Annotated in this window: 29 protein-coding genes; 14 read left to right on the top strand and 15 right to left on the bottom strand. The window is 61.8% G+C overall.

Annotated features, from left to right (window positions below):
• The first annotated feature begins 63 nt into the window (after nucleotides 1-63).
• Genes VGU25_08755 through VGU25_08735 form a run of 5 tightly spaced genes read left to right on the top strand, consistent with a single transcriptional unit; the run spans nucleotide 64 to nucleotide 4,793 of the window.
• A complete protein-coding gene (locus VGU25_08755; protein ID HEV2577288.1) occupies nucleotides 64-834 on the top strand; it encodes an MgtC/SapB family protein in 771 nt (256 codons plus the stop codon).
• A complete protein-coding gene (gene dapF, locus VGU25_08750) occupies nucleotides 831-1,643 on the top strand; it encodes a diaminopimelate epimerase (protein ID HEV2577287.1) in 813 nt (270 codons plus the stop codon). The genes VGU25_08755 and dapF overlap by 4 nt, the downstream gene beginning before the upstream one ends.
• Nucleotides 1,636-2,544: an LD-carboxypeptidase gene (locus tag VGU25_08745; protein HEV2577286.1), complete on the top strand. Its 909-nt coding sequence runs from the start codon at nucleotides 1,636-1,638 to the stop codon at nucleotides 2,542-2,544. The genes dapF and VGU25_08745 overlap by 8 nt, the downstream gene beginning before the upstream one ends.
• Nucleotides 2,541-4,004, top strand: a complete 1,464-nt coding sequence (gene mpl / locus VGU25_08740; GenBank protein ID HEV2577285.1) for a UDP-N-acetylmuramate:L-alanyl-gamma-D-glutamyl-meso-diaminopimelate ligase — start codon at nucleotides 2,541-2,543, stop codon at nucleotides 4,002-4,004. Before VGU25_08745 ends, mpl begins: the two co-directional genes overlap by 4 nt.
• A gap of 54 nt (nucleotides 4,005-4,058) precedes the next feature.
• Nucleotides 4,059-4,793 (top strand): lysophospholipid acyltransferase family protein, encoded by a 735-nt coding sequence (locus VGU25_08735; GenBank protein HEV2577284.1) that lies wholly within the window; start codon nucleotides 4,059-4,061, stop codon nucleotides 4,791-4,793.
• Here the strand turns inward: VGU25_08735 and VGU25_08730 are convergent.
• From VGU25_08730 to VGU25_08715, 4 genes are read right to left on the bottom strand one after another with little or no spacing between them, the layout of a single operon-like run.
• Nucleotides 4,786-5,493 (bottom strand): SPOR domain-containing protein, encoded by a 708-nt coding sequence (locus VGU25_08730; protein HEV2577283.1) that lies wholly within the window; start codon nucleotides 5,491-5,493, stop codon nucleotides 4,786-4,788. The two genes, VGU25_08735 and VGU25_08730, sit on opposite strands and share 8 nt — an antisense overlap.
• Before the next feature lie 15 nt (nucleotides 5,494-5,508).
• Nucleotides 5,509-6,177 (bottom strand): outer membrane beta-barrel protein, encoded by a 669-nt coding sequence (locus tag VGU25_08725; protein ID HEV2577282.1) that lies wholly within the window; start codon nucleotides 6,175-6,177, stop codon nucleotides 5,509-5,511.
• A 37-nt stretch (nucleotides 6,178-6,214) separates the two neighbouring features.
• Nucleotides 6,215-6,637, bottom strand: coding sequence for a hypothetical protein (locus VGU25_08720; GenBank protein ID HEV2577281.1), 423 nt, complete (start codon nucleotides 6,635-6,637; stop codon nucleotides 6,215-6,217).
• A gap of 5 nt (nucleotides 6,638-6,642) precedes the next feature.
• Nucleotides 6,643-8,244, bottom strand: a complete 1,602-nt coding sequence (locus VGU25_08715) for a tetratricopeptide repeat protein (GenBank protein ID HEV2577280.1) — start codon at nucleotides 8,242-8,244, stop codon at nucleotides 6,643-6,645.
• A gap of 276 nt (nucleotides 8,245-8,520) precedes the next feature.
• Between VGU25_08715 and VGU25_08710 the strand changes: the two genes are divergently transcribed.
• Complete coding sequence (locus VGU25_08710; GenBank protein HEV2577279.1) at nucleotides 8,521-9,393, top strand: CPBP family intramembrane glutamic endopeptidase; 873 nt, start codon at nucleotides 8,521-8,523, stop codon at nucleotides 9,391-9,393.
• Here the strand turns inward: VGU25_08710 and VGU25_08705 are convergent.
• Both VGU25_08705 and VGU25_08700 read right to left on the bottom strand, forming a co-directional pair.
• Nucleotides 9,318-10,184: a CPBP family glutamic-type intramembrane protease gene (locus tag VGU25_08705; GenBank protein HEV2577278.1), complete on the bottom strand. Its 867-nt coding sequence runs from the start codon at nucleotides 10,182-10,184 to the stop codon at nucleotides 9,318-9,320. The genes VGU25_08710 and VGU25_08705 overlap by 76 nt on opposite strands.
• A 78-nt stretch (nucleotides 10,185-10,262) precedes the next feature.
• Nucleotides 10,263-11,147 (bottom strand): LysR family transcriptional regulator, encoded by an 885-nt coding sequence (locus tag VGU25_08700; protein HEV2577277.1) that lies wholly within the window; start codon nucleotides 11,145-11,147, stop codon nucleotides 10,263-10,265.
• A 113-nt stretch (nucleotides 11,148-11,260) separates the two neighbouring features.
• On the opposite strand from VGU25_08700, the gene VGU25_08695 reads away from it, so the two are divergent.
• Entirely contained in the window at nucleotides 11,261-12,256 is a 996-nt protein-coding gene (locus VGU25_08695; GenBank protein ID HEV2577276.1) for an aldo/keto reductase, read from the top strand.
• 39 nt (nucleotides 12,257-12,295) lie between these two features.
• Nucleotides 12,296-13,063: a glucose 1-dehydrogenase gene (locus VGU25_08690; GenBank protein ID HEV2577275.1), complete on the top strand. Its 768-nt coding sequence runs from the start codon at nucleotides 12,296-12,298 to the stop codon at nucleotides 13,061-13,063.
• Here VGU25_08690 and VGU25_08685 read toward each other — a convergent pair.
• From VGU25_08685 to VGU25_08665, 5 genes are all read right to left on the bottom strand, one after another.
• A complete protein-coding gene (locus VGU25_08685; GenBank protein HEV2577274.1) occupies nucleotides 13,060-14,358 on the bottom strand; it encodes a glycosyl hydrolase family 28 protein in 1,299 nt (432 codons plus the stop codon). The two genes, VGU25_08690 and VGU25_08685, sit on opposite strands and share 4 nt — an antisense overlap.
• Before the next feature lie 98 nt (nucleotides 14,359-14,456).
• Complete coding sequence (locus tag VGU25_08680) at nucleotides 14,457-15,638, bottom strand: hypothetical protein (GenBank protein HEV2577273.1); 1,182 nt, start codon at nucleotides 15,636-15,638, stop codon at nucleotides 14,457-14,459.
• A 356-nt stretch (nucleotides 15,639-15,994) separates the two neighbouring features.
• The gene (locus VGU25_08675) at nucleotides 15,995-16,432 is read right to left on the bottom strand and encodes a GtrA family protein (GenBank protein ID HEV2577272.1); all 438 of its coding nucleotides are present in this window, start codon (nucleotides 16,430-16,432) and stop codon (nucleotides 15,995-15,997) included.
• Between the two features lie 93 nt (nucleotides 16,433-16,525).
• Complete coding sequence (locus tag VGU25_08670) at nucleotides 16,526-17,248, bottom strand: CDP-alcohol phosphatidyltransferase family protein (protein HEV2577271.1); 723 nt, start codon at nucleotides 17,246-17,248, stop codon at nucleotides 16,526-16,528.
• A gap of 51 nt (nucleotides 17,249-17,299) precedes the next feature.
• Nucleotides 17,300-18,070 carry a hypothetical protein gene (locus VGU25_08665; GenBank protein HEV2577270.1) on the bottom strand — a complete coding sequence of 257 codons (771 nt, stop codon included), beginning with the start codon at nucleotides 18,068-18,070 and terminating at the stop codon, nucleotides 17,300-17,302.
• Nucleotides 18,071-18,213: 143 nt separating this feature from the next.
• Between VGU25_08665 and VGU25_08660 the strand changes: the two genes are divergently transcribed.
• The 5 genes from VGU25_08660 to VGU25_08640 all read left to right on the top strand — a co-directional run bounded on the left by VGU25_08660 (nucleotide 18,214) and on the right by VGU25_08640 (nucleotide 21,667).
• Nucleotides 18,214-19,104 (top strand): winged helix-turn-helix domain-containing protein, encoded by an 891-nt coding sequence (locus VGU25_08660; GenBank protein HEV2577269.1) that lies wholly within the window; start codon nucleotides 18,214-18,216, stop codon nucleotides 19,102-19,104.
• A gap of 68 nt (nucleotides 19,105-19,172) precedes the next feature.
• Nucleotides 19,173-19,598, top strand: a complete 426-nt coding sequence (locus VGU25_08655) for a MarR family transcriptional regulator (protein HEV2577268.1) — start codon at nucleotides 19,173-19,175, stop codon at nucleotides 19,596-19,598.
• A gap of 11 nt (nucleotides 19,599-19,609) precedes the next feature.
• Nucleotides 19,610-20,935, top strand: a complete 1,326-nt coding sequence (locus tag VGU25_08650; protein ID HEV2577267.1) for an MFS transporter — start codon at nucleotides 19,610-19,612, stop codon at nucleotides 20,933-20,935.
• The gene (locus VGU25_08645; GenBank protein ID HEV2577266.1) at nucleotides 20,913-21,251 is read left to right on the top strand and encodes a hypothetical protein; all 339 of its coding nucleotides are present in this window, start codon (nucleotides 20,913-20,915) and stop codon (nucleotides 21,249-21,251) included. Before VGU25_08650 ends, VGU25_08645 begins: the two co-directional genes overlap by 23 nt.
• Before the next feature lie 80 nt (nucleotides 21,252-21,331).
• On the top strand, nucleotides 21,332-21,667 hold the full coding sequence (locus VGU25_08640) for an STAS domain-containing protein (protein HEV2577265.1): 336 nt from the start codon (nucleotides 21,332-21,334) through the stop codon (nucleotides 21,665-21,667).
• Nucleotides 21,668-21,690: 23 nt separating this feature from the next.
• Here the strand turns inward: VGU25_08640 and VGU25_08635 are convergent, their stop codons facing one another.
• Nucleotides 21,691-21,984: an ASCH domain-containing protein gene (locus VGU25_08635; GenBank protein HEV2577264.1), complete on the bottom strand. Its 294-nt coding sequence runs from the start codon at nucleotides 21,982-21,984 to the stop codon at nucleotides 21,691-21,693.
• Nucleotides 21,985-22,044: 60 nt separating this feature from the next.
• On the bottom strand, nucleotides 22,045-23,325 hold the full coding sequence (gene murA, locus VGU25_08630) for a UDP-N-acetylglucosamine 1-carboxyvinyltransferase (GenBank protein HEV2577263.1): 1,281 nt from the start codon (nucleotides 23,323-23,325) through the stop codon (nucleotides 22,045-22,047).
• A 90-nt stretch (nucleotides 23,326-23,415) separates the two neighbouring features.
• On the opposite strand from murA, the gene VGU25_08625 reads away from it, so the two are divergent.
• The gene (locus tag VGU25_08625; protein ID HEV2577262.1) at nucleotides 23,416-23,955 is read left to right on the top strand and encodes a hypothetical protein; all 540 of its coding nucleotides are present in this window, start codon (nucleotides 23,416-23,418) and stop codon (nucleotides 23,953-23,955) included.
• A 45-nt stretch (nucleotides 23,956-24,000) separates the two neighbouring features.
• Here the strand turns inward: VGU25_08625 and VGU25_08620 are convergent, their stop codons facing one another.
• Nucleotides 24,001-24,462, bottom strand: coding sequence for a hypothetical protein (locus tag VGU25_08620; protein HEV2577261.1), 462 nt, complete (start codon nucleotides 24,460-24,462; stop codon nucleotides 24,001-24,003).
• Between the two features lie 113 nt (nucleotides 24,463-24,575).
• Nucleotides 24,576-25,697, bottom strand: a complete 1,122-nt coding sequence (locus VGU25_08615) for an acetate/propionate family kinase (protein HEV2577260.1) — start codon at nucleotides 25,695-25,697, stop codon at nucleotides 24,576-24,578.
• Nucleotides 25,698-25,710: the final 13 nt, after the last annotated feature.

The following is a 25,710-nucleotide window of genomic DNA, read 5'->3' as shown; positions in this document are numbered from 1 at the left end:
GGTGGGGTGACGCCGCGGGTGCATGGCTGCTCGCCGTTCTGGGTGCGGTAGTATCCTGACTCGGTGTTACACGCCATTCACATCCCTTTGCCGCAGCAGTTCGCGCTTGGCGGTCCGGCGGCACGCCGCCTGCTGGTGGCTTGCGCGTTCGGCGGAGCCATTGGCCTGGAACGCGAATGGCGACACAAAGATTCGGGCTTGCGGACCAACATGCTCATCTGCATGGGCGCAGCGCTATTCACGATCATGAGCGAGATACTCGCCGGCGCTTCGACGCCCAACAAAGGACAGGTTGCTTCGAACATCGTGCAGGGCGTCGGCTTTCTCGGCGCTGGGTTGATTCTCCACACGAAGAGCCGCGTCCTTGGACTCACGAGTGCGGCGACGGTGTTTGTGGTCGCTGCCATCGGCATGGCCTGCGGTGCCGGGATGTACTTGGACGCGCTCATCGGCACGGTGCTTGTGCTGCTCGCGCTGCAACTGATCGGCATGATGGAGGGCAGCATCGGATGGAAGCGCTACCCGATGGTCTACGAGGTGCGCGCCGAGGTCGGTTCAATCATGGGCAAAGACGTGGTTGGTGCCGAACGCGCGGAGGAGCTTGCAAGGCAGGTCACTGCCGCCCGCTTTCGGATGATGTCCGCGATCATTAAGGTGCTGGACGCAATAGGGCAGCGGCTCCAGGTGATCGATCGCGACAATGTGGCGGGCTGGGAACGCGTCTCTTTCACGGTGATCGCGACAAGGAGAACGCACGCGGCGGTGCTTGCCGAGTTGAAAGCAAATGACGCCACCGACCACGTGGTCGTTTTTGAGGATTCGGAGGTCGAGTGAGCACGCTCAAATTTGTGAAGGCACATGCGTGTGGCAACGACTTCCTGGTCATCGAGGAGGCCGCCGCCGCAGGACGCCATGCGGCCCTGGCGAAGAGACTTTGCGAGCGCCACACAGGCATCGGAGCCGATGGCATCGAGTTCCTTGAGCGCAAACAAGATGGGACCTTCTTTCTTCGCCTCTTCAATGCCGACGGCAGCGAAGCGGAATTGAGCGGCAACGGCACGCGCTGCGTCGCCGCATGGCTCGCGCAAGATGAAAACCTTACGCAAATGACCTTCGGCACACACGGCGGCACGCGTACCTGCCGTGTGCTCAGCCGCGACGGCGCAACCTGGTGGATCGAGAGCGGCATGGGCGTGCCGCGCGTGATGCGCCGCGCCATCGGTATCGACGACGTGAAAGGCGTTATTGACGGTGCGATGGTCAACGTCGGCAATCCGCACTTCGTCACCTTCGTAGAGACAGAGGACTTCAGCAGCCACGGCATGACGTGGCAGCGGCTGGGCGCCATCATCAGCGTCGATCCCATGTTTCGCTTCGGCACCAACGTCGAGTTCGTGCGCATCCTCAGCGCCAACGAGATCGAGTTCCGCATCTACGAGCGCGGCGTGGGCCCCACGCACTCCTCAGGGACCGGCACATGCGCATCGTCCGCCGCTGCCATCGTGGTCCACGGCGTTGAGCGCGACCTCGGCGCAACCTCCATCGGCGGCCGCCAGCGCGTTGTCTGGCAGACCGACGACAAGGAGATGTTCCTCACCGGCCCAGCCGAAATCATCTGCCGCGGCGAGGTGGAGCTTGCGTGAGCCATTGCGCCCGCGGCTGCGGGACGGAAGCCGCGTCGCGGTCGTCTCTCCCGCATCGGCCGCAAAGCCCGAGCTCGTCGAAGCCGGCGTCGACCGCCTGCTGCACTTCGGCTATCGCCCCGTGCTCATGCCACACGCACTAGCACGAGGCCCGTTGTACTACGCCGGCACTATCGAGCAGCGCGCGCACGACCTGCACTCCGCCTTCGCCGACCCACAAATTGAAGGCCTGCTCTGCACTCGCGGCGGATGGGGCTCGGCCGAACTGCTACCGCGCCTCGACGCATCTGTCGTCCGCGCGAACCCGAAGGTCTTCGTCGGTTATAGCGACCACACCTCGCTACACGTGTGGCTCTGGAACGAGCTCCGCCTGATGAGCTTCTACGCTCCAATGGTCGCGGCCGACTGGTCCAGCCTCGACGGCGTGCACCGCGCATCCTGGTACTCCGCCGTTGAAGCCAAATCGGAATGGCACGCCGGCGCTGACGACGGCCTCCGCTGTCTCCGTCCCGGCGAAGTCCATGGCCGCCTGCTCGGCGGTTGTCTCTCGATGCTCGCCGAAGGCCTCGGCACACCGTGGGCGCTGCGCATCGACGAGCCGACTATTCTCTTTCTCGAAGACATCGGCACCAAACCGTATCAGTGGGACCGCATGCTGCATCATCTGCACGCCGCCGGCCTGCTGAAACACGTGCACGGCATCATACTCGGAGACATGACCGCGAACGTAAAGCCCGATGAAATGGATCTGCTCGAAGCCGCATGCCTGCACGCTCTCGAAGATTTCGTCGGCCCCATCGCCATCGGCTTGCGCAGCGGCCACGTCACAGGACAGAACCGTTCTCTGCCGCTCGGCGCGTGGGTAAAAATGAGCAACGACACCGTGGAGGAGAGCTCGTGAGCAGTGCGAAACATGTGCATCTGATTGGAATTTGCGGAACCGCGATGGCCTCGCTCGCCGGCATGCTCCGCGCCCAGGGGCATCGCGTCACCGGCTCCGACACCGCGGCCTATCCGCCGATGAGCGATCAGCTCCGCGCGATGGGCATTCCCATCATGGAGCCTTATGCCGCCAAAAATCTCGAGCCGCGTCCCGACCTCGTCGTTGTCGGCAACGCCATTTCGCGCGGTAATCCGGAGCTGGAAGTCGTCCTCGACGAACGCATCCCGATGACCTCCATGGCCGCACTCGTCCACGACGAATTTCTGCTTGGCCGCGAGCGCTTCGTCGTCTGCGGCACGCACGGCAAGACCACTACAACCAGCATGCTCGCCTGGATCTTCGAGACCGCATCGCGCATGAAGACGGATGACGCTGCGGACTGGAAGCCGTCGTTCCTCATCGGCGGTGTCGCCGAAAACTTTGGCACCAGCTTTCACGTGCAGGAGGGCACGCGCCCCTTCATCCTCGAAGGCGACGAGTACGACACTGCCTTCTTCGACAAGGGCCCGAAATTCCTGCATTATTTTCCTGACGCCGCGATCCTCACGCACGTCGAGTTCGATCACGCCGACATCTACGCCGATCTGGAAGCAGTGAAGACCGCGTTCAAGCGGATGGTCAACCTCATCCCACGCCGCGGCCGCCTCGTCGCGTTCGACGAAAGCGAGAACGTCACCGAGTGCGCCGCGCGCGCGTTCTGCAAGGTTGAGCGCTACGGCTTCCAGGAGGATTCCTACTGGCGCGCCGTCGATCTCCGTCAGGATGGCGCTTCAACCTCATGGAAGCTTCTTCGTGGCGGCCTCGAATTCGCGCGCCTTCGTCTCCCAATGGCCGGAGAACACAACGCGCTCAACGCCACCGCGGCCGCTGCGATGGCCGCAGGGCAGGGCGTCCCGGTTGAAGCGATCGAAGCTGCCATCGCGAGCTTCAAGAGCGTCAAGCGGCGCCTTGAAGTCCGCGCGGAGGTCGCCGGCGTCACCGTCATCGACGACTTCGCACATCATCCCACTGCCATCCGCGAGACCCTCCGCGCACTTCGCGGTGCATACTCCGGTCGCCGCCTCTGGGCCGTGCTCGAGCCACGCTCCAACACACTTCGTCGCAACGTCTTCGAGCGCGAACTCGTCGACAGCCTCTCGCTCGCCGATGAAGTCGTCCTCGCCGCGGTCTTCAAGAGCGATGCAATCCCGGTTCTCGAACGCCTCGAGCCGAGCCACGTCGTCGAAGCGCTCGACGTGCGCGGCGTTCCCGCAGTGCTTTGCGCAGACGCAGATGCGATCGTCAGCGAGATTGTTCCGCGCGTGCGCTACGGTGACGTGATCGCAATCCTCTCCAACGGTGGCTTCGGAAGAATCTACGAAAAGCTGCCCAGGGCCATCGAAACAGGATCGCATCTCGAGCGCCGCAGAGATACTTAGCCGCTTAGCCGCTCTTCATGCGTCGCGCGAACGCGCAGGATATCCTGACACGGTATGTTCGCATCGCTTCGCATGCTTGCCGTATACATAGTCCTAGGTGTGCCCGCTGCTCTCATCGGAATCCCATGGTCCCTGCTGCGCAAAGACTTCAACACAATGTATGGCTGGGGCATGAAGATCGTTGCGCTTGGAGCGAAGGCCGCTGGCATTCGTGTGCACATCGAAGGGCGCGAGAATGTGCAGCCAGGCGTTCACTACATCTTCCTCAGCAATCATCTCTCGAACCTTGACCCGACGGTCTTGTTGCCCGCCATTCCCGGCATGACGAGCGTTTTCATCAAAAAGGAATTGATGAATATTCCGCTGCTGGGCACCGCAATGCGCATGGGCAAATACGTTCCTGTCTCACGCGCCAACTCACGCGAGGACGCGCAACGCAGCGGTGAAGCCGCGGCCGACGCGCTCAACAGTGGCCTGCATATCATGGTTTTTCCAGAAGGAACGCGCTCGCCCGACGGTCGCCTCCTGCCCTTCAAGAAGGGCGCCTTTTTTCTCGCGGAACAGACCGGCGCGCCCATCATTCCCGTTGTCATTACCGGCACAGAGCGGATGATGCCGAAGGGGACTCACCGCATCACACCCGGCGAGGCATATCTCAGATTTCTTCCGCCGATCCATCCGCAGGACGCGTCGTCCCGTGAAGACCTGATGGAGCGTGTCCGAGCTGCAATGGAGGCGGAGCTCGAGCGTCGCCGCGCTGTTCAGCAATCCGGAACGCCAGTTACTTGACGATGGCGTTGTAGCCGTCGACGATCAGCCGCTCGCGCATGGCCTCTGCATCGGCCTTGGTCGCAAACGGTCCCACCTGGATTCGAATCAGATTGTCCTGTGTCGCCGTGCGCTCCGAGACCTGGTATCCCTTGGTGTGCAGAGCATTCACCAGCAGGTCCGCATCGTCCTTGTGCGCCGCCGAGATCGCAGCAATCTGTACAACGAACGCGCCCCCGGGAGTGATCGCCGGCGCGGCAGCTTGCGTGGGTTTCGGAGGCACGGGTGTATTCGGCGTGGTGTTCGTCGGTCGGGTGACGGTCGCCGCCGGCGGCGTGGAGGCATGTGTTGGCGGCGCGGCAGGTGCTGGTTGTGGCTGAGGCACCTCTGCGGGAGCTTTCTCTGAAACCGCGGGCGTATGCGAAGGAACTGGCGTCGGCGATGAACTCACCTGCGCCGCCGAAGGAGAGTTCGGCGACGGCTTGAAGTTGTCGAACGTGGAGTTTGCCGTACCAGCAGGCTCGGCGTCACTCGTTGCTACAGGCAGTGCTGGATTCAGCGTTGACGTCGATTTACGGCCGAGGTTATATCCGAACCCGAAGAACACGCCGCACAGGAGCACCAGGCCGAGGAAGATCGCAAGAATCGCGCCGGTGCTGAGAGTCAGCTCCCGGTCGCGTTGCTGAAGCTCGTCTTGATCGTCGTCGAGTAAGCGGCTCATGAGGTCTTGCTGGATCTAGAAGCGGAGGTAGAAGCCAATGGTCGGCTCCAATGTTGTCGTGTGCTGCTTGATCGTCAGGTAGTTCTGACCGAAGTCCGGCGCGAGGAAGAAGTTCTCCCGGAACGAAGCGCGCACGCCGAAGTTGCTGAACACGTCTTTCTGCAGGCCGGCGTTGTAATAGTAGGTCGCGCGAAACTGATGCGGCGCGCCTTCGCCACCGCCGCCGGTCGGTTTGAACTGCGTTGTTCCCGCGCCCACAGACGCGAACGGTTGAAATCCAAAGATCGGGTGCGGCGGCGTTACAAGGTATCCGAAGCTGTATTCATTCGCCGTGGTTTGAATCTGAAACAGGCTCAGGCCATTCGGCGCCGGCGAGTAATTTTCGGTATAGCGCGCCCATCCGTAGTTGAACTCGATCCCCACGTATGGCTTCGCCGTATAGCGGATGTTACCGAGCGCGCCAACGGTATTGGACCCATACTGAGACATCACCACACCAAAGTTTGTAGCGCCGGTCGGGATGATCGGTCCGCTAACCGTCTTGTTCAGCGCACCCGCGCCGCTGATCCCAAAGTCGACCTTCGCCATCTGGCGGGCGAATGGGGTGGTTTGTGCGGCGGCGATGCCGGGGAGGGACAGGAAGAGTGTCGCGGTGGCGAGCAGGGCTCGCGAAAGGCTGTGCATCAGACGAGAAGGCTCCGGGCGCTTTGTGCGCTCTGTTCTAGTCTAACCCTTTGTTCTGCCGGGCGCGCCGTGCGATGCGGGTGAGCACGGTGGTTCCAGCTCCCAGAATGGTTCCGCACACGACGGCCGTCACCGCATTGATTCTTCCGGTCGAAGCACGTGGAATGAGGCGGATGAAGCAAGCGATGAGCAGCGCCGTGAGAGCAGCTATCACTGACAGGTGAAGCGGACGCCTGGCCTGTAGCAGGAGTAGGGCGATCGAGGCGATGGCCCCTGCGGTTGCAAGCTCGCTCGGTTGCCGCTCCCAGAGACTGGCCGCTGCCAGCAGCAGGAGCAGAAGGCCTGCAGCCCCGGGAAGTATCGACCCGGGACGGTTTAGCTCGAGGGCAATAAGCGCGACAGCCAACGTCGCGATAAGCAGCGCGACGTTCGGTGACAGCCTCGCAAGCAACGGGAGCATCGGGCTCAGCGTACCGATTGACCGCGCTGCTGCAGGCTCTGGCGCATCGCTATGGCGGCAGCGTTGGCTGGTTCGACATGCAACGCGCGGGAGACATCGTCAGCCGCAGCGGGAAGATGATTCTGCGCGATGTCCAGCCGGGCGAGTACAAGCAATGCCGGTGCGTTGGGCTGAATGTTCAAAGAGCGTTGAGCTTCTGCACGCGCCTCCGTGGCGTTGCCGCTGCGTTCGCGCACTTCAGCGAGGCCGGCGTGCGCCGCCGCGTTGCTCGAGTCGGCTGCAATTGCCGATTGGAACTGCTGCTCAGCCTGCGGAAGCAGACCCTGGCCAAGGTAATCGCGCCCGAGCGATGTATATTCCGCCGCGCGCTGCGCAGGCGCCAGCGTGGCCATGCGAGCAGCCCGCAACTGATCAAGCTGAAACGCTGCCTGGCGGAACGCAGCCTCTGAGTAGTTGCGCCGGATGCGCTCAACAGGAGCAAAGCCTCCGTTCGGATCGAGCTTTGAGCCCGCGGGCGCGAGGGCGAGATGCGCGCGTAAGGAGCCCGCCTCCGGGTCTTGTGGTTTCAGCTTCAGGGCCTCATCGGCCTCTTTGAGCGCCGTCTGCAGGTCTCCGCGGCGGTAGAGAGCAATCGCGAGATTGTAGTGATAGTCCTCGTCCGAGGGGTCTGCGGCGGACGCGCGCTGGAAGAGCGCCACACCGTCCTTCCCCTGGCGACTGAGCGCGACGCCCTGGTTGTTCACGACCTCGGGCAGGGGTAGGCGGCCGGCGACGAACTCGAAGGCGGTGGCGGCACCGGCGTAATTGGCGGAGTTGAAGCGGGCCAGACCGAGGTAGAAGTTCGCCTCGAGCGCCTGCGGATCAGAAAGTGGAACCTTGGCGAGCGTCGCGGCCGCGGAGTCGTAGTCGCGCGCGATGTATTCCTGTTTGCCGAGCGCGAGGAGGGCGGCGGCGTAGTTCGGCGCCTCAGCAACCGCGGTCTTCAGGCGCTGAAGTGACTCGGCCGAACTGGAGGCGTTGATGCCGCGGATGTAGTCCTCGAAGGCTGGGAGTGGAACGGCGCCCTCACCGGCGGATACGAAGGTCTGCTCGGCCACATTGAGGTTGGGGTCGATGACGCGGGCGACCTTCCAGGCGATGGCATTCTCGGCGTCGTAGAGGTGATCGAGGGGGCCAACGCCGTTGACGAGAGGCGAAAGGCGAAGCTGGTCCACGGAGAGCACCTGGGACTCGATAGAGATCGCGTGCTCGGCCACGGTGAAGTCGCCGATGATGACGTAGTTGGCGTCGAGCTGCTGGGCAATGCGGATGGTCGTGGCGCGGGAGGGGCGGAAATCGGCGGGAAGGCCGAGGTGGGTGAGGGCGAAGACGCGGTCGTCGTGGGAGATGGTGAGGAAGCCGGCGGAGTTGAGGCGGCGATCGAGCGTGTCTGGGAAGGAGTTGCCGATCCAGTTCAGGGTCGGGTTGCCGGAGCGGTTCTCGAAGGGAAGGACGAGAACGACCTTTCCTCCGGTGACCGATTGCGCCGAGAGGGTCGCGGGCGAGAACGAGGACAGGATGAGGAAAAATATTTTTGCGAGGCGGGTGCCGGCGGGGTGGAAAGCCATCGGGAGTAGTTTAGCGGAGCGGGTTTTGCGGGGTACCCCCTCCCCCGTACCTTTTTGCGCAAAGTCTTCAAAAAATTGAGTTTAGGTTTGGACTTCGATGACGCAATCTTCGCAAAGTATTGAAAATACTTAGGGTAATGCTGCAAAGTCTTCAATGCAAAGAACTTGGCTCCGTTTGCGGTATGGCCCAGAGTGGGAAAACGAAAATATCCCTACCTTTATGGTGACCGGTGATGTCAAGCGATCAGCTTTGAGATTCGAGGTGCGAGATACGAGATGCGAGTCGATCTGCTGCTGGTGATTGCGGCCCTGTTGGCATTGGCGCCGATGGTGTGGGCGGCGTTCTGGAAGGAGGGGTTTGCGCGCTGGACGGCGAAGTTGCCGGTCGGGGTGCGGGTGGTGGCGCCGGGATTGTTGTGTGGGGTGTATGCCCTGGTGACGGTGGGGCGCGGACTCTTTGAGTGGAGATGGCTGGCGGTTTATCTGCTGCTGCCGATTGCGGTGGCTGGGGTGCTCGCGTGGGCTGCGGTTGCCGATCCGGAGCAGAGTGGAGACCGGCGGGAGTTTGTAGTGCTGCTGGTGCTGGTGCTGGCGGTGGACCTGCGGTGGTTTGAGCCGGCTTGGCCGCGCGGGATGTCGGTGTTCAACAAGATCGTGCTGCTGGATGCGGGAATTTGGGGATTTGGTGCGGTGCGGCGATTGAAGGGAGTGGGCTTCGATCTGCGGCTTCGCTGGAGAGATGTGCGGGTGGGGTTGAGGGAGTTCCTGTTCTATGCGCCGGTGGCGATTCTGCTGGGGCTCGGGTTTCTGCATGTGCACGCGCGGTGGCCGGAGGGATGGCGGCTGGTGAGTGCGTTCGTTTTTACGTTCTTCTTTATTGCAGTGCCGGAGGAGTTGTTTTTTCGCGGATGGATGCAAAACCTGCTGGAGCGAAGAGTGGGACGTTACTGGGCGCTGGCATTGACGGCGGCGGTGTTCGGGTTGGCGCACTTCAACAAGAGAGCGGTGCACTTCAACTGGAGATATGTGCTGATGGCGGCGCTGGCTGGGGTGTTTTATGGAAGGGCGTGGCGTCAGGAGAGACGCATGGGTGCTTCGGCGGTGACCCATACGTTTGTGGATACGGTGTGGTCGATGTGGCTGCGGTGAGGTCTATCGGAATCTTGCGAAACCCGCTCGTCCGCGATGAAACCGCGGACGAATGGGGCCGGGTCTGGCGGAATCCCGGAGCGGGGTTGTGCTTTGAGCTTTGAGCTGCGAGCTGCGAGCTGCCAGCTAAGACTGTTTGACGATTGCGCGAGCCTGCGGTGGTGGTGCGCGCCGTAGCGGAGGAAGCCGAGGCCGACACGCATGTTGCGGATCAGTGGGGAGGGGATGGTGATCGCGAGCGTGATGCCGAAGGCGGCGTGTGCGATGGCGAGGGGGATGATGTTGCGGTAGTGAAGGAAGAGCAGGCAGGAGATGAAGCCCCAGAGGAACGTGATGGGTACGAGGATAGGGTTGGGCAGGTGGGCGATTGCGAAGATGAGCGCGGCAAGAAACGCGGCGAGGCGCGGCGATGGAGTGAGGATGAGCAGCCGGCGGAGGAAGACGTCCTGCAGGAGAATCTGCTGAACGAACGCCCAGAGTGCGTATCCCCAGTAGCGTGCGATCAAGCCTGAGACGGTGTGCGGCGCATGCAGCGTGTGGAGGTGCGCGGCGACGAGGATAAGAACTGCGGCGAGCACGAGTGCGGCGATGGCAACCCAGAGAGAGCGGAGAAGATTGGTGCGGCGGAGGCCGAGTTTGTCGCAGCCCTGGAACGAGAGGATGAGGATGGCCGCGAGGACAATGACGGCAGTGATGTAGAGAATTCGCTGGAGGGGATTGGCAGTCCAGATGACGAGCAGGATGAGGGTGTAGGAGACGGCGAGCTCGAGGAGTGCGCGGCGGCGGGACATCTGAGGGGATGACGAAGGCAAGCGGCGGTGAGACCCCGCGTGCCCGGCGGGATGTTAATACAAGCCCGTTTTTCGTTACTAATCCAACCGAAGGGCGTTAATCAGCGCGGCCAGAGCGGCAGGTTGATTCCGACGACTGGGATAGTAAAGAAAATATCCTGGAAAGGATGGACACCAATCCTTCAGGACTTGCACCAGCCGTCCCTCTGCAATTAAGCGCTTAAGACTATCCTCCATCGCCGTTCCGATTCCCACTCCATTCAGCACCGCCTGGATGACGAGATCTGGATCGTCGAAGGATACGGGCCCCTGAGGACTCACCGTCAGCGCCTTACGGCCTTTCTCAAACTCCCACCTATACAGACCGTTGCTGAAGCGAAAGCCGATGCAGGCATGGTCTTTCAGATCCTGCGGGCGTTTCGGGATGTTGTTCAATTCGAAGTATTCCGGGGATCCAACCACTGCGAGACGCAGCTCTCTGGTCACTCGGACGGCAATCATGTCCCGTTGGATGAACTCGCCAAGTTGCACGCCTGCGTCGTAGTAGCCTCCGGCGACAAGATCGACAGGGTCATTGGAAGAGGTGACCTCCAACACGATCTCCGGATAGCTGCGAACAAACCGGGCCAGCTTTGGCAGAATCACCATCTTAGCCGCCGTCCGCGGGATGATGAGCCGTATCCTGCCCGATGGGCTCTCCCTTTGCTGCCGAGTCTCCGCAACTGCTCGCTCGATTCGCTCCAGGGCGGGCGCGAGTTCCTTCAGAAGTGTCGTGCCCGCGGCGGTCGGAGAGACACTTCGCGTTGTACGCGCGAGCAACTGCAGTCCCAATCTCTTCTCAAGCCCTCGGATCGAATGGCTAAGCGCGGATTGCGAAATGCCCAGGCGCGATGCGGCTCGAGTGAAGCTGCGCTCTTCCGCAACGATCGCGAAGGATGAAAGCTCGCCCAGATCGTTCTTCATGATTTATGAATTTTACTCATAACTCTATCAACCGGATACGGTCTAGTCTCATAGGCGATAACTCCATAGACTTGAACATGTCCGAACAAGGCAGGACCGACACAGGAGAAATCATGCAAAAGCGCACATTAGGAAAAAGTGGTCTCGAAGTTTCAGCACTTGGTCTCGGTTGCATGGGCTTGAGCTTCGGTCTCGGCCCCGCCACGGAAAAGTCAGAAGCCATCAAGCTTATCCGCGACGCCGTGGAGCGCGGCGTCACCTTCTTCGACACCGCTGAAGTTTACGGCCCTTACGTGAACGAAGAGGTCGTCGGCGAAGCACTCGCACCGTTCCGCAAAGATGTCGTCATCGCCACCAAATTCGGCTTTGAAGCTGATCCCAACAATGGTGGCAAATGGACGGCGCTCAACAGCCGCCCCGATCACATCAAGCAGGTCGTCGAGGCTTCGCTGAAGCGGCTCAAGACCGACACCATTGACCTGCTTTACCAACATCGCGTCGACCCCAACACTCCCATCGAAGAGACGGCCGGGGCGGTCAAGAGCCTGATTGAGGAAGGCAAGGTGAAGCACTTCGGCCTGTCCGAAGCCGGCGCGAAGACAATTCGCCGCGCTCACGCGGTGCAGCCTGTTACGGCGCTGCAGAGCGAGTACTCACTGTTCTGGCGGGAACCTGAAGAATCCGTCATGCCCACGCTCGAAGAGCTCGGCATCGGTTTCGTTCCGTTCAGTCCGCTCGGCAAAGGCTTCCTTACCGGGAAGATTGATGCGTCGACCAAGTTCGATAGCACTGACTTCCGTGCGATCGTGCCGCGCTTCAGCGAAGACAATCGCAAGGCCAATCAGGCGCTGGTTGATGTGGTCACACGATTTGCGGAGCAGAAGAAAGCCACGCCTGCGCAAATCGCTCTTGCATGGCTGCTCGCGAAGAAACCGTGGATTGTGCCGATTCCAGGGACAACGAAGGTTTCACGACTCGAAGAAAATCTTGGCGGGGCCACGATCGAACTCACTACAGACGATATGCGAGCGCTGGAAGAAGCCTCATCCGCAATCAAGATTGAAGGCGATCGTTATCCCGCAACGCATCAGAAGCTGATCGATCGCTAACCATCACTTATTGCACATAGCCCAACAGCGGAGATAAGAATGAAGATCACATTTGAAAACAAGGTTGCGTTGGTGACAGGCGCAGCGTCCGGACTTGGTCTCGCGACCGCAAAAGCCTTCGCCGAAGCGGGTGCCTCCGTGGTATTGGCCGACTGGAATGAGAAAGAAGTACAGGCCGCGGCGAAAGAGCTCGCGAATAAAGGTCACAAAACTTCGGCTGTCACTTGTGATGTGTCGGATGACGCCCAGGTGGAAGCCATGGTGAAGCAGACCGTTGCGACGTTTGGACGTCTCGATGCGGCCTACAACAATGCAGGCATCCAGAACGTTCTTGCCGAAACGGCAGACTCTCCGCGGGACGACTATGACCGCGTCATGAGCATCAATCTACGCGGCGTCTGGAGTTGCATGAAGTTTGAACTTCAGCAAATGCGCGAGCAGGGCAGCGGCGCCATTGTGAATTGTTCTTCGCTCGGTGGTCTGATCGGCGGCAATAAGCGGGGAACCTATCATGCGGCTAAACATGGGGTCATTGGATTCACGAAGAGCGCGGCCCTCGAATATGCGACGCGCGGCATTCGGGTGAACGACGTTTGTCCCGGCATGATCCAAACGCCCATGTCCGACAAGATGATCGCCGAGGGCCAGGGAGCCGAGCTGGACATGATGCTCAAGACCTTCGTCCCGATGAAGCGATTGGGGCGGCCTGAGGAGATTGCGTCTGCCGTGCTGTGGCTTTGCAGTGACGCGGCGAGCTACGTTACCGGCCAGTCGATCTCAGTCGATGGTGGCTACGTAATGCGCTAGGACTGCGGCTGGCCGTTGACGATGACGTTTTCGAATTTGAGATTGGTGACGCCGGAGACGGCGAGCTTGTCCTTGTCCTGCGGGAGGATGACGTCGAAGTCTTTGAGGAGAACGTTGCTGATTTTGGTCTGGCCGGGGTTGGGCTTGATGGTGCCGAAGGCGGCGTAGTGACCCTTGATGCCGGTGAGTGTGAGGTTGCGCACGACAGATTGCGGCGGCGCCTGGCCCTGGAGATTGAAGTACTGCGACCAGGGCTGGACGGCGATGATCGGGCCGGCGGTGGTGTCTGAGGTGATGTTGCGGAAGGTGATGTCTTCGTAGTGCTGTGGCGTGTCGGCGCGTAGCTTGAGGGTGGCGATGCGGACGTTGCCGATGATTTTGCAGTTCTCGACGACGACGTCGCGAACGATGGTGGCTTCGCTGCCGAGGGTGAGGACACCGCCGCCGCGCTTGTAGGTGCAGTTGCGAACGCGGATGTGTTCGACAGGCGGGCTGGTGGTGTCGTCCATGGCGTGCGGGCCTTTGGAGCCTTTCAGGGCGATGCAGTCGTCGGTGACGGAGAAGAAGCAGCCGTCGATGGTGACGTTGCGGGAGCTGTCGACGTCGATGCCGTCGGTGCTGGGGGCCTGCTTGTAGTCGTCGGGAACCTGGAAGCGGACGTTGTGCACGAGAACGCCGTCGTTGTTGTAGAGGTGGAGGTTCCAGAACTGCGAATCCTTGAAGGTGATGCCGTCGATCTTGACGTCGCGTGAGTGTTCGATAAGCGCGAGGCGGGCGCGAGGGATGCCGAGGTTGGGGAAGTTGTGCGGGTCGGGAGCGGCGTTTCGCTCCTTCCAGAATTCGTCCCAGATGGGGCGGCCGGCGCCATCGAGGGTGCCTTCGCCGGTGAGTTGGAAGCCGTCGCAGTGGGATGCGTTGATGAGCGCGGGGTTGAACTTTTCTTCGAAGTGGCCTTCGATGCGTGTGCGTTGCACGGGGAAGTTGCTCATGTCTGTTGAGCAGCGGAGCACGGCACCGGCCGTGAGGCGCAGGTTTACCTTCGGCTTGACGAAGAGCGCGCCGCTGACGAAGATGCCCTGCGGGACGACGACGGTTCCTCCGCGGCGTGCGGCGAGATGGTCGATCGCGGCCTGAATGGCTTTGGTGTTGATGGTGTTGGCGTCAGGTTTCGCGCCGAAGTCGGTAATGAGGGCATCGGAAGAAGACTCTGCACCGGCCATCAATGCAGATCCGAAGAATGGAGCTGCAAGCATCAGTGAGATGAATCTGCGGCGAGGGTAAGGATGAATGGGCACGGCTCTCCTGGATGCGGGAGATGCTTTGGGACGGCATCTCCTTGCTTGCTTTCAATATACAAATTGTTGCGAATGGAGAATATTGGGCGCCGGCGAAGCTAGGGTTCAGGCACATACCAGGCCTGGTGTTCCGACATTTCGCGGCAGGAGGGACATTGCGTGACCTCCCATTGAAAGTGGCATGCGGGACAGTTGCCTGCGGTCCAGAAGGTGTTCCAGGCATGGCCGCATTTGCATTGCCAGTGCATGCCATCAGGCGGCTGAAACTGGCATTCGGGGCAGCGAATGAGGCGGCCGTCCGGGCTGCGCATTGGGGGGCCTGTGGGGAGCGATGAATGCGCGCTGGTGATCCGTGCGCGCGTTGGCATGCCGCGAGCGTCCAGTGGGTGCGGTTGTTTCATCGTCGTGATCGACGATGCCGGAACGCCGGCCAGGGCTGCGGCGAGTTCGATGGTGGCGAAGAGACGAATGTCGTCGTCTGGGATGCGAACTAAGAGCGCGGCTGCGTCAGGGCCGAGCCGTTTGCCGGCCTGATAGAAGAGTGTGCGAAAGGCGCCGGTGGAGGGCCAGTAGGCTTTTGGCGCGTGGTTGCGGGTTTCGGGCGCGGTGTCTTGCTGGTATTTCTCGAGAGCGTCCTGGATGGATGGCTCGAAGTCTCCGCTGTGCGTGGCTTCGAAGAGTCTGCGCTGGCGGTCGAAGTCTGCAGGGTCGCCGGCGAAGATGAAGCCGCCACCGCAGGTTGCGCCTGCGGCTTTGCGGCGTTCTGTTTCCGCTTCCATCTCCTGGTGAAATGTTTCGAGGCCGTTGGGGTAGCGGCGAGCGGCGAGGGCGAGCTGAGGGTGAGAGTCGATGAGCGACTGCGCAAGTGCGGGGTCGAGATGCCGGAGAACATGCAGGATCTGGAACAGAGTGTCCTGACGGAGCGAGGTGAAGTGAACTTCGTCGGTGTACCCACAGGAGCCTCCGTCGTCCGGCTCGTCGGCGGCGCGATCCACGATCGTGTGAGCGATTGCGAGAGCTTCGGCGGAAGGGAACTGGTCCCAGAGATGGCTGAAGAGCCTGGTGAAATTGCCGTGGCGATGCGGAGAAAAGCTGGAGGGGGACCGGCGCCAGATCTCGACGGCGTGGCGGAGCAGATTGAGGCGGCGATCGGTCGCTTCGGGAGTGTGTGCGTCGCTCCGGTGAACGACGGCGGAGACAGAGAGGAAAGGAAAAGATGCGGGGTCGTCGTGGTGCAACAGATAGTCGAAAGCGGCGTCAATGTGGCCGTAGGTCAACATGATCTGAACGACGTTGAGTGAGGCGAATTCGTTGAGTGCGCTACGCGGGGTGATCTGGATTTCGGCAAGCAGGTTAGGAGAGAGGGCCGCGGCGACGTTGCGTGCTTCATCGAAGAGGGGCTGGCGAGCGTGGTTGGGGAGGTTTCGGATGGCGTCGAGGGCTTCGAGGAGAGTGCTTCGTGCAAAATGGCGTTTGAGGATTCGGCGCGGGCGATGCGGAGCAGGGCGGCGGCGCGGATGGGTGGATCGGAGTTTTCGGCTTGACGGCGCGCAATTTCGAGGAGGTCGTTTTGCACGGCGTAAGTTTAGCGCGTTGGCGTGCGGACGCACGTTAAGTTTTGAGCGGACCTATGCGCTCATGTGATTGGCTGTGCGCTGTTGCAGACAGGCGGAAGCTGGTCGGGCTTGCCGAGGCCTTCGGCGAAGGCCCAGTGGTGGGCGAGGAGAAAGTTGACGATGCCACAACAGGCGATAGTGAGGGCGTTCGCTATGAGGATCGGCGCGTGCAGAGAGTGAACGAAAAGATGCATGAGCGCGATGTTTCCGAAAAGCGAGATGAGGCCGTTGGAGAGATGGAAACGGACGAGAGCACCGAGCGGCGAACGTGTTTCAGGCCAGGTGTAGCGGAGGTGCCAGAGGAAGTTGTGGAGGAGCGTGAGCTCGACCGCGATGGTGGACGTGAGGAGGTAGTGGTGCGGAAGCGCGCGGTCGAGGATTGCCAGGGTGGTGAGTTGGACGAGGATGCCGAGGATGCCGACGAGGTTGAAGCGGAGGAAGCGTTTGAGCGGGTTCATGGTGGTTTCTCTGAGTGGTGAAGGTTGGGAGAGATCCGGCGAAGGGGTTTGCAATCAGCTACGAGCTACGAGCTGCCAGCTACGAGCTGTCCGTTAAGGCTCTGCGCGCGGCAGGGGTTCGGCGTGGAAGAGTTGAGCGGTGTGGCGGAGGGTGAGGGTGATAGCGAGGGCGATCATGCAGACGGAGCCGATGATGCCGCCGAGGTCGAAGAGCAGGATGCTGTGAGCCGGTGAGTGAGTGAAGGGGATGTGCGCGTAGGGGCTGCGCAGGAGGAAGAGGTTGCCGATGATGAGCAGAAGGCGGAGTTCGGTGGGGCCGAAGAGAAATTGTGAGAGCTCGAAGCGCGCGAGGGTGTGGGTAGCGAGGAAGCTTTCGGCGGAAAGAAGAAGGAAGCCGACGAGCATGGCGGCGGCGACGAGCGGGTGCGCGAGGCCGGAGAAGGCGAGGCCGGTGAGGAGTGCGGTGACGCCGAAGAGATCGGTGATGTGGTCGACGTAGAAGCCGAAGCGCGGGCGCTGTTGATCGCGAACGCGGGCGAGTGTGCCGTCGAGTGAGTCGCCGAGCCAGTTGAGGATGATGCAGGCGTTGACGGCGAGGAGTGCGAGCGGGTGCGTGCGGGAGAGTGCGTAGAAGAGACCGGCGAAGATCTGCGCGGCCCAGCCGAGGAGGGTGAGGTGGTCGGAGGTGATGCCGCGCGGTGTGCGCGCGGCGAGGTGTTCGAGGAGACGGCGTTCAGCGTTGGCGGTGAGTGAGCGGTTGATGCGGACGGCGGGCGTGTACATGGGTGCTGTTGGTGTGAGTGAGTTCGTGCTCATGCGAGGTCCTTTCTGATCGAGAGAGAAGTCTTGTGATTCAGTTTTGAGTTCTCAGTTAGCAGTTTTCAGTTGAGGCGGTTTGCGGAGGGCGTTGCGCGCGGAGTTGAGGGTGAAAAGGAGTGATTCGCGCGGGATGGATTCGAGGTACGGACGGACGGCCCAGGCGAGGCCGCGGGGGATGGCGCGGGTGAGTGAGAGGGATTCGAGCTGGAGGTAGAGGCCGCCGGCACGCTGCTCGTAGCTCCAGTAGGTGTTGAGGCGGTAGAGGAAGCCCTGATCGCCTGAGGGGGTGATTTCGTCGATGCGGGTGCTGCGGGAGATGGAGTAGCCGTGAGCGGGATCGAGTGCGGCGAAGGCGACGTCGCAGGTGGTGTCGAGGACGACGGTGATGACGTGGTGCTGGCGCGTACGGAGGCGCAAAAGCGTGTGGGTGGGGGTGCTGGTGAGGACGGTGGAGGAGAGGATCTCGGGCGCGAAGTTGTGCGGGTACGCGGAGAAATCGCGGAGGAGGCGCTCGAAGTCGGCGGGTGTCGCGTTGGGGACGAACGCGGTGGCGCGCCAGTGGTGGATGAGGGCGTCGGAGGGTTGGGAGGCGGGGGTGAGGTTTTCGATCAGGAGTTCGCCGGAGCGGAGGCGTGCGCGTTGGGTGGGGTTGAGCTCGAGGAAGGTTTCGGGTGTGTGGTGCCGTTGTGCGAGTCCGGACTCGACGTGGCCGGCGTAGGTGTTGAAGGCGGCGAGGGCGGTGGGGGAGGCTTCGGCGAGAATGCGTGGTGCTCGGAGAAGAAGAAAAGCGCCGATGAAGAGAGACAGATGGCGTTTCATGGGTTTCAGGTTGAGGGCTGTGGGCGGCCGGCGCAATGCAAGAGAGGTAACGCGGAGAAGAATTGAATCTCACGGCGGAAGTGGTTTGCGGTGAGTGGGTTGCGGGGCGATCTCAAATGCGTGAGGAGGCGTTAGGAGCACGAGTGTTGGGTAGACTGGAGGCCGTGACGGTGGAACGAGTGGCGGCGAGGCGGTATCGGTTTGGTGCGTTTGAGGCGGATGCCGCGACGGGCGAGCTGCGCCGGCAGGGTGTGAGAGTGCGGATTCATGCGCAGCCGTTCCAGGTGCTGATGATGCTGGTGGAGCGTCAGGGCGAGGTGGTGACGCGGGAGGAGATCAGCCGGGAGCTATGGCCGGAGGGGACGTTTGTGGACTATGAGCACGGCGTGAACTCGGCGGTGAACCGCGTGCGCGAGGCGCTGGGCGATAAGGCGGGGAGCCCTCGATTTGTGGAGACGCTGGCGCGGCGAGGGTACAGGTTCGTGGCGCCGGTCGAGAGGATTGAGATGCCGGTGGCCTCACCCGCGCAAGTTCAATCCCACCCATCGCTGCGCGATGAATGGGGCACCCAGGTCGAGGTTGTCCATGATCGCGGCTTCCTGGAGAGGGTCCTCGCGGGACCGGAAGATTTGCCGCGGAGCTCACACGCAGTGGTGAGGACGTTGTTTGTGCTGTTGCAGGTGATGTATGTGGGGTTTTATGTCGGCGCGCTTGCGAACCTGGGAGAGATTGGCGAGCTGTTGAGTCCGCTGAGTTACGCGCACGCGGCGTTCCGGGTGATTGTGGTGACTGCAGCCGTGCTAATTCCGGTGCGCGTGTTTGTGGTTTGTGCGGTGTTGTTTCGGGCGCCGAGGGCGCGGCAGAAGTTTTTGCAGTTATGGCCGGGGCTGCTGGTGATGGACCTGTTGTGGGCGCTGAGCCCCGCGCTGCTGCTGCATCACATGAGCGTGGGACTGGCGGTTGCCTGCATGCCGCTGCTGGTGTACTCGCCGTTTGCGCAGAGGGCGCTGATGCTTATGGGCGCGGTTGAGTGAATGGTCAGAAGGTCGCCTTGGAAGGCGAACTTGGAAGTTCGACTTCCGATATGACAAAATAGCTGTGTATGGCGATCAAGCCCGAGCCCGAGCTGCAGGAGCTTACCCGCGCGATTGGGCTGCTGGTGCGAAGGATGCGCGCGGAGGGACGGGCGCATGAGCTTTCGCTGAGTGAATCGACAGTGCTGGCGAGGCTGGACCGCGAGGGGCCGGCGACGACGGCGGATTTGGCGCGGGCAGAAGGCGTGAAGCCGCAGTCTATGGGCGCGACGGTGGCGGTGCTGGCGAAGAGTGGAATGGTGGCGAGGCGACCGCATCCTACAGACGGGCGGCAGAGGCTGATTGCGCTGACGGCGAAGGGAACAGCGGTGCGCAAGAGTATGAAAGATGCCAGGCACACATGGCTCGCGAAGCGGGTGGACGGCCTCGACAAGCGTGAGCGGGAGACGCTGTTTCGAGCGGGTGAGATCCTGCGGCGACTGGCGGAGCAGTGAAGAGGCCCGAGTTGAGCGGCGAAAAGACCGGCGGCAGATTAGGTTCCGTGTCGCATGCGTGGCGGGCGCTGCAGCACAGAAATTTCAGGCTGTACTTCATGGGCCAGGGCACGTCGCTGATGGGGACGTGGATGACGCGGCTGGCGACAAGCTGGCTGGTGTACAGGCTGACGCACTCGGCGCTGCTGCTGGGTGTGGTGAGCTTTGCCGGACAGATTCTGACGTTTCTGCTGGGGCCGTTTGCAGGTGTGTGGGTGGAGCGGCTGGACCGGCGCAAGCTGCTGGTGTGGACGCAGGCAGCGGCGGCAGTTCAGTCGCTCGCGATGGCGGCGCTGACGCTGATGGGTGTCATCAATCTTTGGGAGATTATCGGGCTCGCGGCGCTGCAGGGCGTGATCAATGCGCTCGACATGCCGGGAAGACAGTCGTTCCTGGTGCAGATGGTGGAGGACAAGGAAGATCTGCCGAATGCGATTGCGATTAATTCGTCGATGGTGAATGCGGCGCGGCTGGTGGGACCGGCGGTTGCGGGTGTGGTGGTGGCCGCAGCAGGTGAGGGATGGTGTTTTCTTATTGACGGCGTGAGTTACCTCGCGGTGATTGCGTCGTTGCTGATGATGCGCGTCAAGCCAATGGATGTGCGGCGGCATACGAAAAGCATGCTGGAGCAGATGCGCGAGGGATGGGCTTATGTGCGCGGGTTTCGGCCGATTCGCGTGGCGCTGATGCTGTTCGCTGTCGTGAGTTTGATGGGATGGCCGTATGCGGTACTGCTGCCGGTGTTCGCAGGGCAGGTGCTGCATGGAGGCGCGCATACGCTCGGGTGGTTGACGGGAGCGTCGGGCGTGGGCGCTCTGGTCTCGGCGATGTCATTGGCAGTGCGGAAGTCGGTGATCGGGCTGACTCGGATGATTCAGATCTCAGCGGCGATGTTTGGCGCGGGGTTGATTCTGTTTGGGCTTTCGCATGTGCTGTGGCTGTCGCTGGTGCTGATGCTGTTTGTGGGTTTCGGCATGATGCAGTGCGCGGCGGCTGTGAATACAGTGATTCAGTCACTGGTGACCGAGGACAAGCGCGCCCGAGTGATGAGCTATTACACGATGGCGTTTGTGGGTACGGCGCCATTTGGGAGCCTGCTCGCGGGTTTCCTGGCGCACAAGATTGGAGCGCCGCACACGGTGATGATTACGGGTGCATTTTGTGTGCTCGGAGCCGCGTGGTTTACGTTCTGGCTGCCGGCGGTCAATCGGGAGATGCTGCCGGTGTATGAGGAGAATGGACTAATGCCGGCGAGCGGCGATGCGGATTTGTGCGTTGAAGAAAGCAGCACAGTATGAGGAGAAGCTGATGCATTGGTACAACTACGTGGCGTGTTTCTTTGCGGGGATGTTTCTTGCGAATGCGGTCCCGCACTTTGTGCATGGGATCTCGGGCGATCCGTTTCCGAGCCCGTTTGCGAAGCCGCCGGGGAAGGGCTTGTCGTCGGCACCGGTGAACATGGTCTGGGCGCTGGTGAATATCGTGATTGGGTATGTGCTGCTGCGCCCTGGGCATGTGGGCAGCGGGATGCCCGCGCTGGCGGTGTTCTTTGCGGGGATTGCAGTGATTGGTTTGTGGCTTAGTGTGGAGTTTCAAAAGAAGCAGGCACGCTGAGGAGGATCTTTCTTCGGTCCCACCCATGTACTCTGCCAGGTCGCCGCGAGCGTGGTAGATTGGCAGCCATGATTTTTCAGATGGATATCCAGAGCCCGGAGCCCGGCGTCGCTGTCGCGCGCTTTACGGGCGCGGTCACGCTGGGGACGAGTCTGCATGCCGCAGATGCGCAACTGCAGAAGACGATCGCTGATGGCGCTGCGAAGGTGGTGCTGGATATGACGGACGTGCCGTATATGGACAGCGCGGGGCTGGGAGTGCTGGTGCAGGCGTCGGGGCTGGCCAATGAGAAGGGTGGGGTGCTGCGACTTTGCGGAGTCTCGGAGCGGGTCGGCTCGCTGATCAAGCTAACGCGGACGGATGGCCTTCTGCCAATGGACGCGAACGTGGATGCGAGTCTGGCGGCGTTGAGGTAGCGATCGGCGATTGATGTTTTCAGCTAGCGGCGCGATCGTTTGGGCGGGATGTAGTGGAAGCGGACGAGGTAGATCTTTTCTCCCTTGCCGTGTTTGGCGATTTTAAGCAGGTCCAGAATGCCGAGAAATCCAGACGCGCGCGCGAGCTCCGGAGTGATATCCGGCAGGCCGATCGGATCGATGGCATCGACTTCGATCTCGCCCTCTTCCATGCGGTAGCGCTTGCCGATGGTGACACGAGGGCCGGTCCAGAAGCGGACGCTGCAGGTGATTCGGCCGCTGCGGACGCCTTCGCGAAGACGCTTGGTGAACGTCATGATTAGAGATCAGAGATTAGAGAACAGAGATTAGGGGCATTTCTTTGTCCATGCTGCGGGTTATTTCTTGCCGAAGACGTCGCCCATGCGGCGGATTTGGGCGCCGACGCCGCGGAGCTTCTCTTCGATGTGCTCGTAGCCACGGTCCATGTGGTAGACGCGGTCGAGAATCGTTTCGCCTTCGGCGACGAGCGCGGCGAGAACGAGCGCCGCGGAGGCCCGCAGATCTGAACACATGACGGCCGCTGACTGGAGCGGAGACTTGCCGCGGATCGTGGCGGAGCGTCCGCTGATGGTGATGTTGGCGCCCATGCGGTTGAGCTCGCCGACGTGCATGAAGCGGTTTTCGAAGATGTTTTCGGTGACGACGGACGTGCCTTCAGCCTGAGTCATGAGGGCCATGAACTGGGCCTGCATGTCGGTGGGGAAGCCGGGGTATTCCTCGGTAGACATATCGGCGGCGGAGAGTGAGCCGCCGGAGTGAACACGGACGTTGTCCTTGCCGACCTCGAGCTTGACGCCGCACTCTTCGAGCTTGGCTATAACCGACCCCAAGTGTTTTGGCTCACAACAATCGACGTTGAGGTCGCCGCCGGTGATGGCTGCGGCGATGAGGAAGGTGCCGGCCTCGATGCGGTCGGGGTTGATGCGGTGCTTCGCGCCGTGCAGCTTAGAGACACCCTTGACCTTGATGGTGCCGGTACCGGCGCCTTCGATCTTCGCACCCATGGCGTTGAGCAGGGCAGCGAGGTCGGTGACCTCAGGCTCGCGCGCGCAATTTTCGAAGATGGTCTCGCCTTCGGCGAGCGTTGCTGCCATCAGGAGGTCTTCGGTGCCGGTGACGGTGATCTTGTCGAAGACGATGTGTGCGCCCTTGAGGCGATTGGTCCGAGCTTCGAGATAGCCGTGCTCCTGGGTGATGGTGGCGCCCATGGCTTCAAGGCCCTTGATGTGGAGGTCGATGGGACGGCCACCGATGGCGCATCCGCCGGGCATGGCGACGCGGGCCATGCCGGTGCGCGCGATGAGCGGGCCGAGGACCAACGATGACGCTCGCATGGTCTTGACAATCTCGTACTTGGCGACGGGGTCGGAGAGGACGCCGCACTTGATGCGGGTGCGGTGCTGGGCGCGGCCGTAGCCGAGCTCGACCTCGGCGCCCATGGAGGCGAGGAGCTTGCGCTCGGTCTCGATGTCGCGGACCTGCGGAATGTTTTCGAGGATGACCTCGCCTTCAGTGAGGATGGCGGCGGCCATGCAGGGGAGCGCGGAGTTCTTTGCGCCGGAGACTTTGAGGGTGCCGAGCAGCGGGTTGCCGCCCCGGATGACGAACTTGTCCATCCCGTTAGTGTACGGACGCGGCATGTGGATGCGAGTGGCTGGAATGGTTCTCAGACCAGGACGGTGGTAATGTGTGCGCAAGAGGTGGCAATGAGAGCGTGGCCGCTGTTTCTGGTTACGATCGGGAGTCTCATCCCGGCTGTGGCGCAAAGAGTGGAGCGAGCGTACGTGGGAAGCGACCAGCAGGTGCACATCGTATTGCACGGCAAGCCGGAGTTCGTGGCCCCGAAAGAGATGCGCCTAAAGGATCAGCGAATCGCTGATGCTGAAGATCGGCAGGTTTCGGTGGAAGCACCGGCAGTGGCCCCGGACGGCAGGACCGTGGGCTGGATCGTGAACTTTCCGAACTGTTGTACCAGCTATCCCATCCCGCTCACGCTGGTGATCTTCCGCGATGGGTCTATTGTGCAGCGCTTTGCAGGGATGCCGATCTGGAAGTTCTCGTTCGAGGCGGGAGGGGACCGCGTGGCGATGTACATGGATACGCTTCACGGTCAATCCGCGGCTTGGTGTCAGTTGCGCGAAAGTGGCTCGGGAAAGCTGTTGGATGAGTGGAGATTGAGCGACCACAGGCCGATTCCGGGATGGGCGGAGCCGTTTCGGACCGAGTTGGAGGCGGCCGCCAAATGAGATGAGCCTCCGGTTGCGGCGGAGGCTCATTGGAATTGCGATTTGCTACAGCCCGCTGGGAGCCTGAGCCTGCGGTGCCTGGTTGTTGTCGCCGTTCGGGCCGCGCTGCCAGTTGCCGCGGTGGTTGTGGCGCATCGCCTTGAGCTGCTGGAGCTGGTCCGGAGACAAGACCGTGGCGAGCTGCTGCTCCGTGCTCTGATGGATGGCCTTCATCTGCTCGTGGCGCTGCTGCGGGGTGAGGGACTGGTCCTGCATGAGCGCCTGGAACTTCTGGTCACGGTCGGCGAAGATCGGGGTGAGCTTCGCGGTCTGGTCCGCGGATAGGTTCAGCTTTTTGGAGATGAACTCGGCCTGCTTCTGCGGGTTGGGCGCATGGTGGCCGCGGTGGTGGTAAGGCGCATTGGCATTCGGGGAGTTCTCCGGAAGCGTAGGCTGCGCCTGTTGTGCGAACGCCGCTGTGCCGGTGAGGGCGAGCGTGAGCGCGGTGGTGAGAAGTATGCGTTTCATCTGTGACTGCTCCTTGCCGCGGCTGGGGAGGAACTCCGCGGTGCTAGTGAGATAAACACGGGCATAACGGAATGTTGCGGTGCGCGGCCCTCTGTCTGGTAGCAGACGTGCTTTCAGCTGCCAAGGAGTACACGGGTGTGGCGGGCAATTTGAAGCTCTTCCTGCGCCGGTAAGGCGAGGACTTTGCTGGGGTTGAGGCCTAGGAAGTCGAGGCCTGCGGAGATGCGGGAGCGGATCGCGCTGCTGTGCTGCCCGATACCACCGGTGAAGACGAGGAGATCGAGGCCGCCGAGGAGCGCAGCGTAGGATCCGATGTACTTGCGGATGGCGGTGCAGAAGGCGTCGATGGCGAGCGTTGCGGCGGGATCGTTGGAGGCTTCGCGGGCGAGGAGCGCCTGCATGTCGGACTCGCCGTTTGAGAAGGCGAAGAGCCCGCATTGGTGGTTGAGCAGATCTTCGAGTTGGTCAGCCGAGAGCTTTTCGTTGCGCAGAAGATAGAGCAGCACGCCGGGATCTAGGTCGCCCGAACGCGTGCCCATGGGGATGCCGCCGGTTGGCGTGAGGCCCATGGAGGTGTCGACGGATTTGCCGTTGAGCACCGCTGTGATGCTGGAGCCGTTGCCGAGGTGCGCGATGATAAGGCGCCTGGGAATGGGCGAGAGGCGAGCGACGACGGATTCGCAGGAGAGGCCGTGGAAGCCGTAGCGGATCACGCCTGCTTCGTAGAAGCGAGTGGGGATGGGCAGATGGGCGGCGACTTCGGGCAGTGTGCGATGGAAAGCGGTGTCGAAGCACGCGAACTGTGGGATTTGAGGGAGTGCGGCTTGCGCCTGATGAATGAGCGCGAGGCTTTGTGGGATGTGCAGCGGCGCGAAATGTACGGAGGCTTCCAGCGTGGAGAGAACGGCCGGCGTGATGCGGGTGTGCTCGCGCAGATGCGGGCCGCCGTGCACGACGCGGTGTCCGACGGCGATGGGCGTCGCGTGCGTGTAGTCGCCAAGAGCAGAGAGGATCGCGTCGAGCGCCTCCGGCTGCGACTCAAGGATGTGATCACGATGGAGAAGATTGTCTCCGGCGGCGTTGCGGATGTGAAGTGTGCCGGAGCCGCGGCCGATGCCTTCCGCACTGCCTTCGAGGAGAAGTTGTTCGTCTGCGCTTTCAGAGCCGGGAGAATAAAGCCCGAACTTGAGCGACGACGAGCCGCTGTTGAGGACGAGGATGGGAGTTTCGGCCATGGTCTCCGCTTCC

It is taken from the genome of Acidobacteriaceae bacterium, from assembly GCA_035944135.1.
In the GTDB taxonomy this organism is placed as follows: Bacteria; Acidobacteriota; Terriglobia; order Terriglobales; family Acidobacteriaceae; genus Granulicella.
Note: the sequence above shows the minus strand (reverse complement) of the source record. Positions and strands in the feature narration are given on the sequence as shown.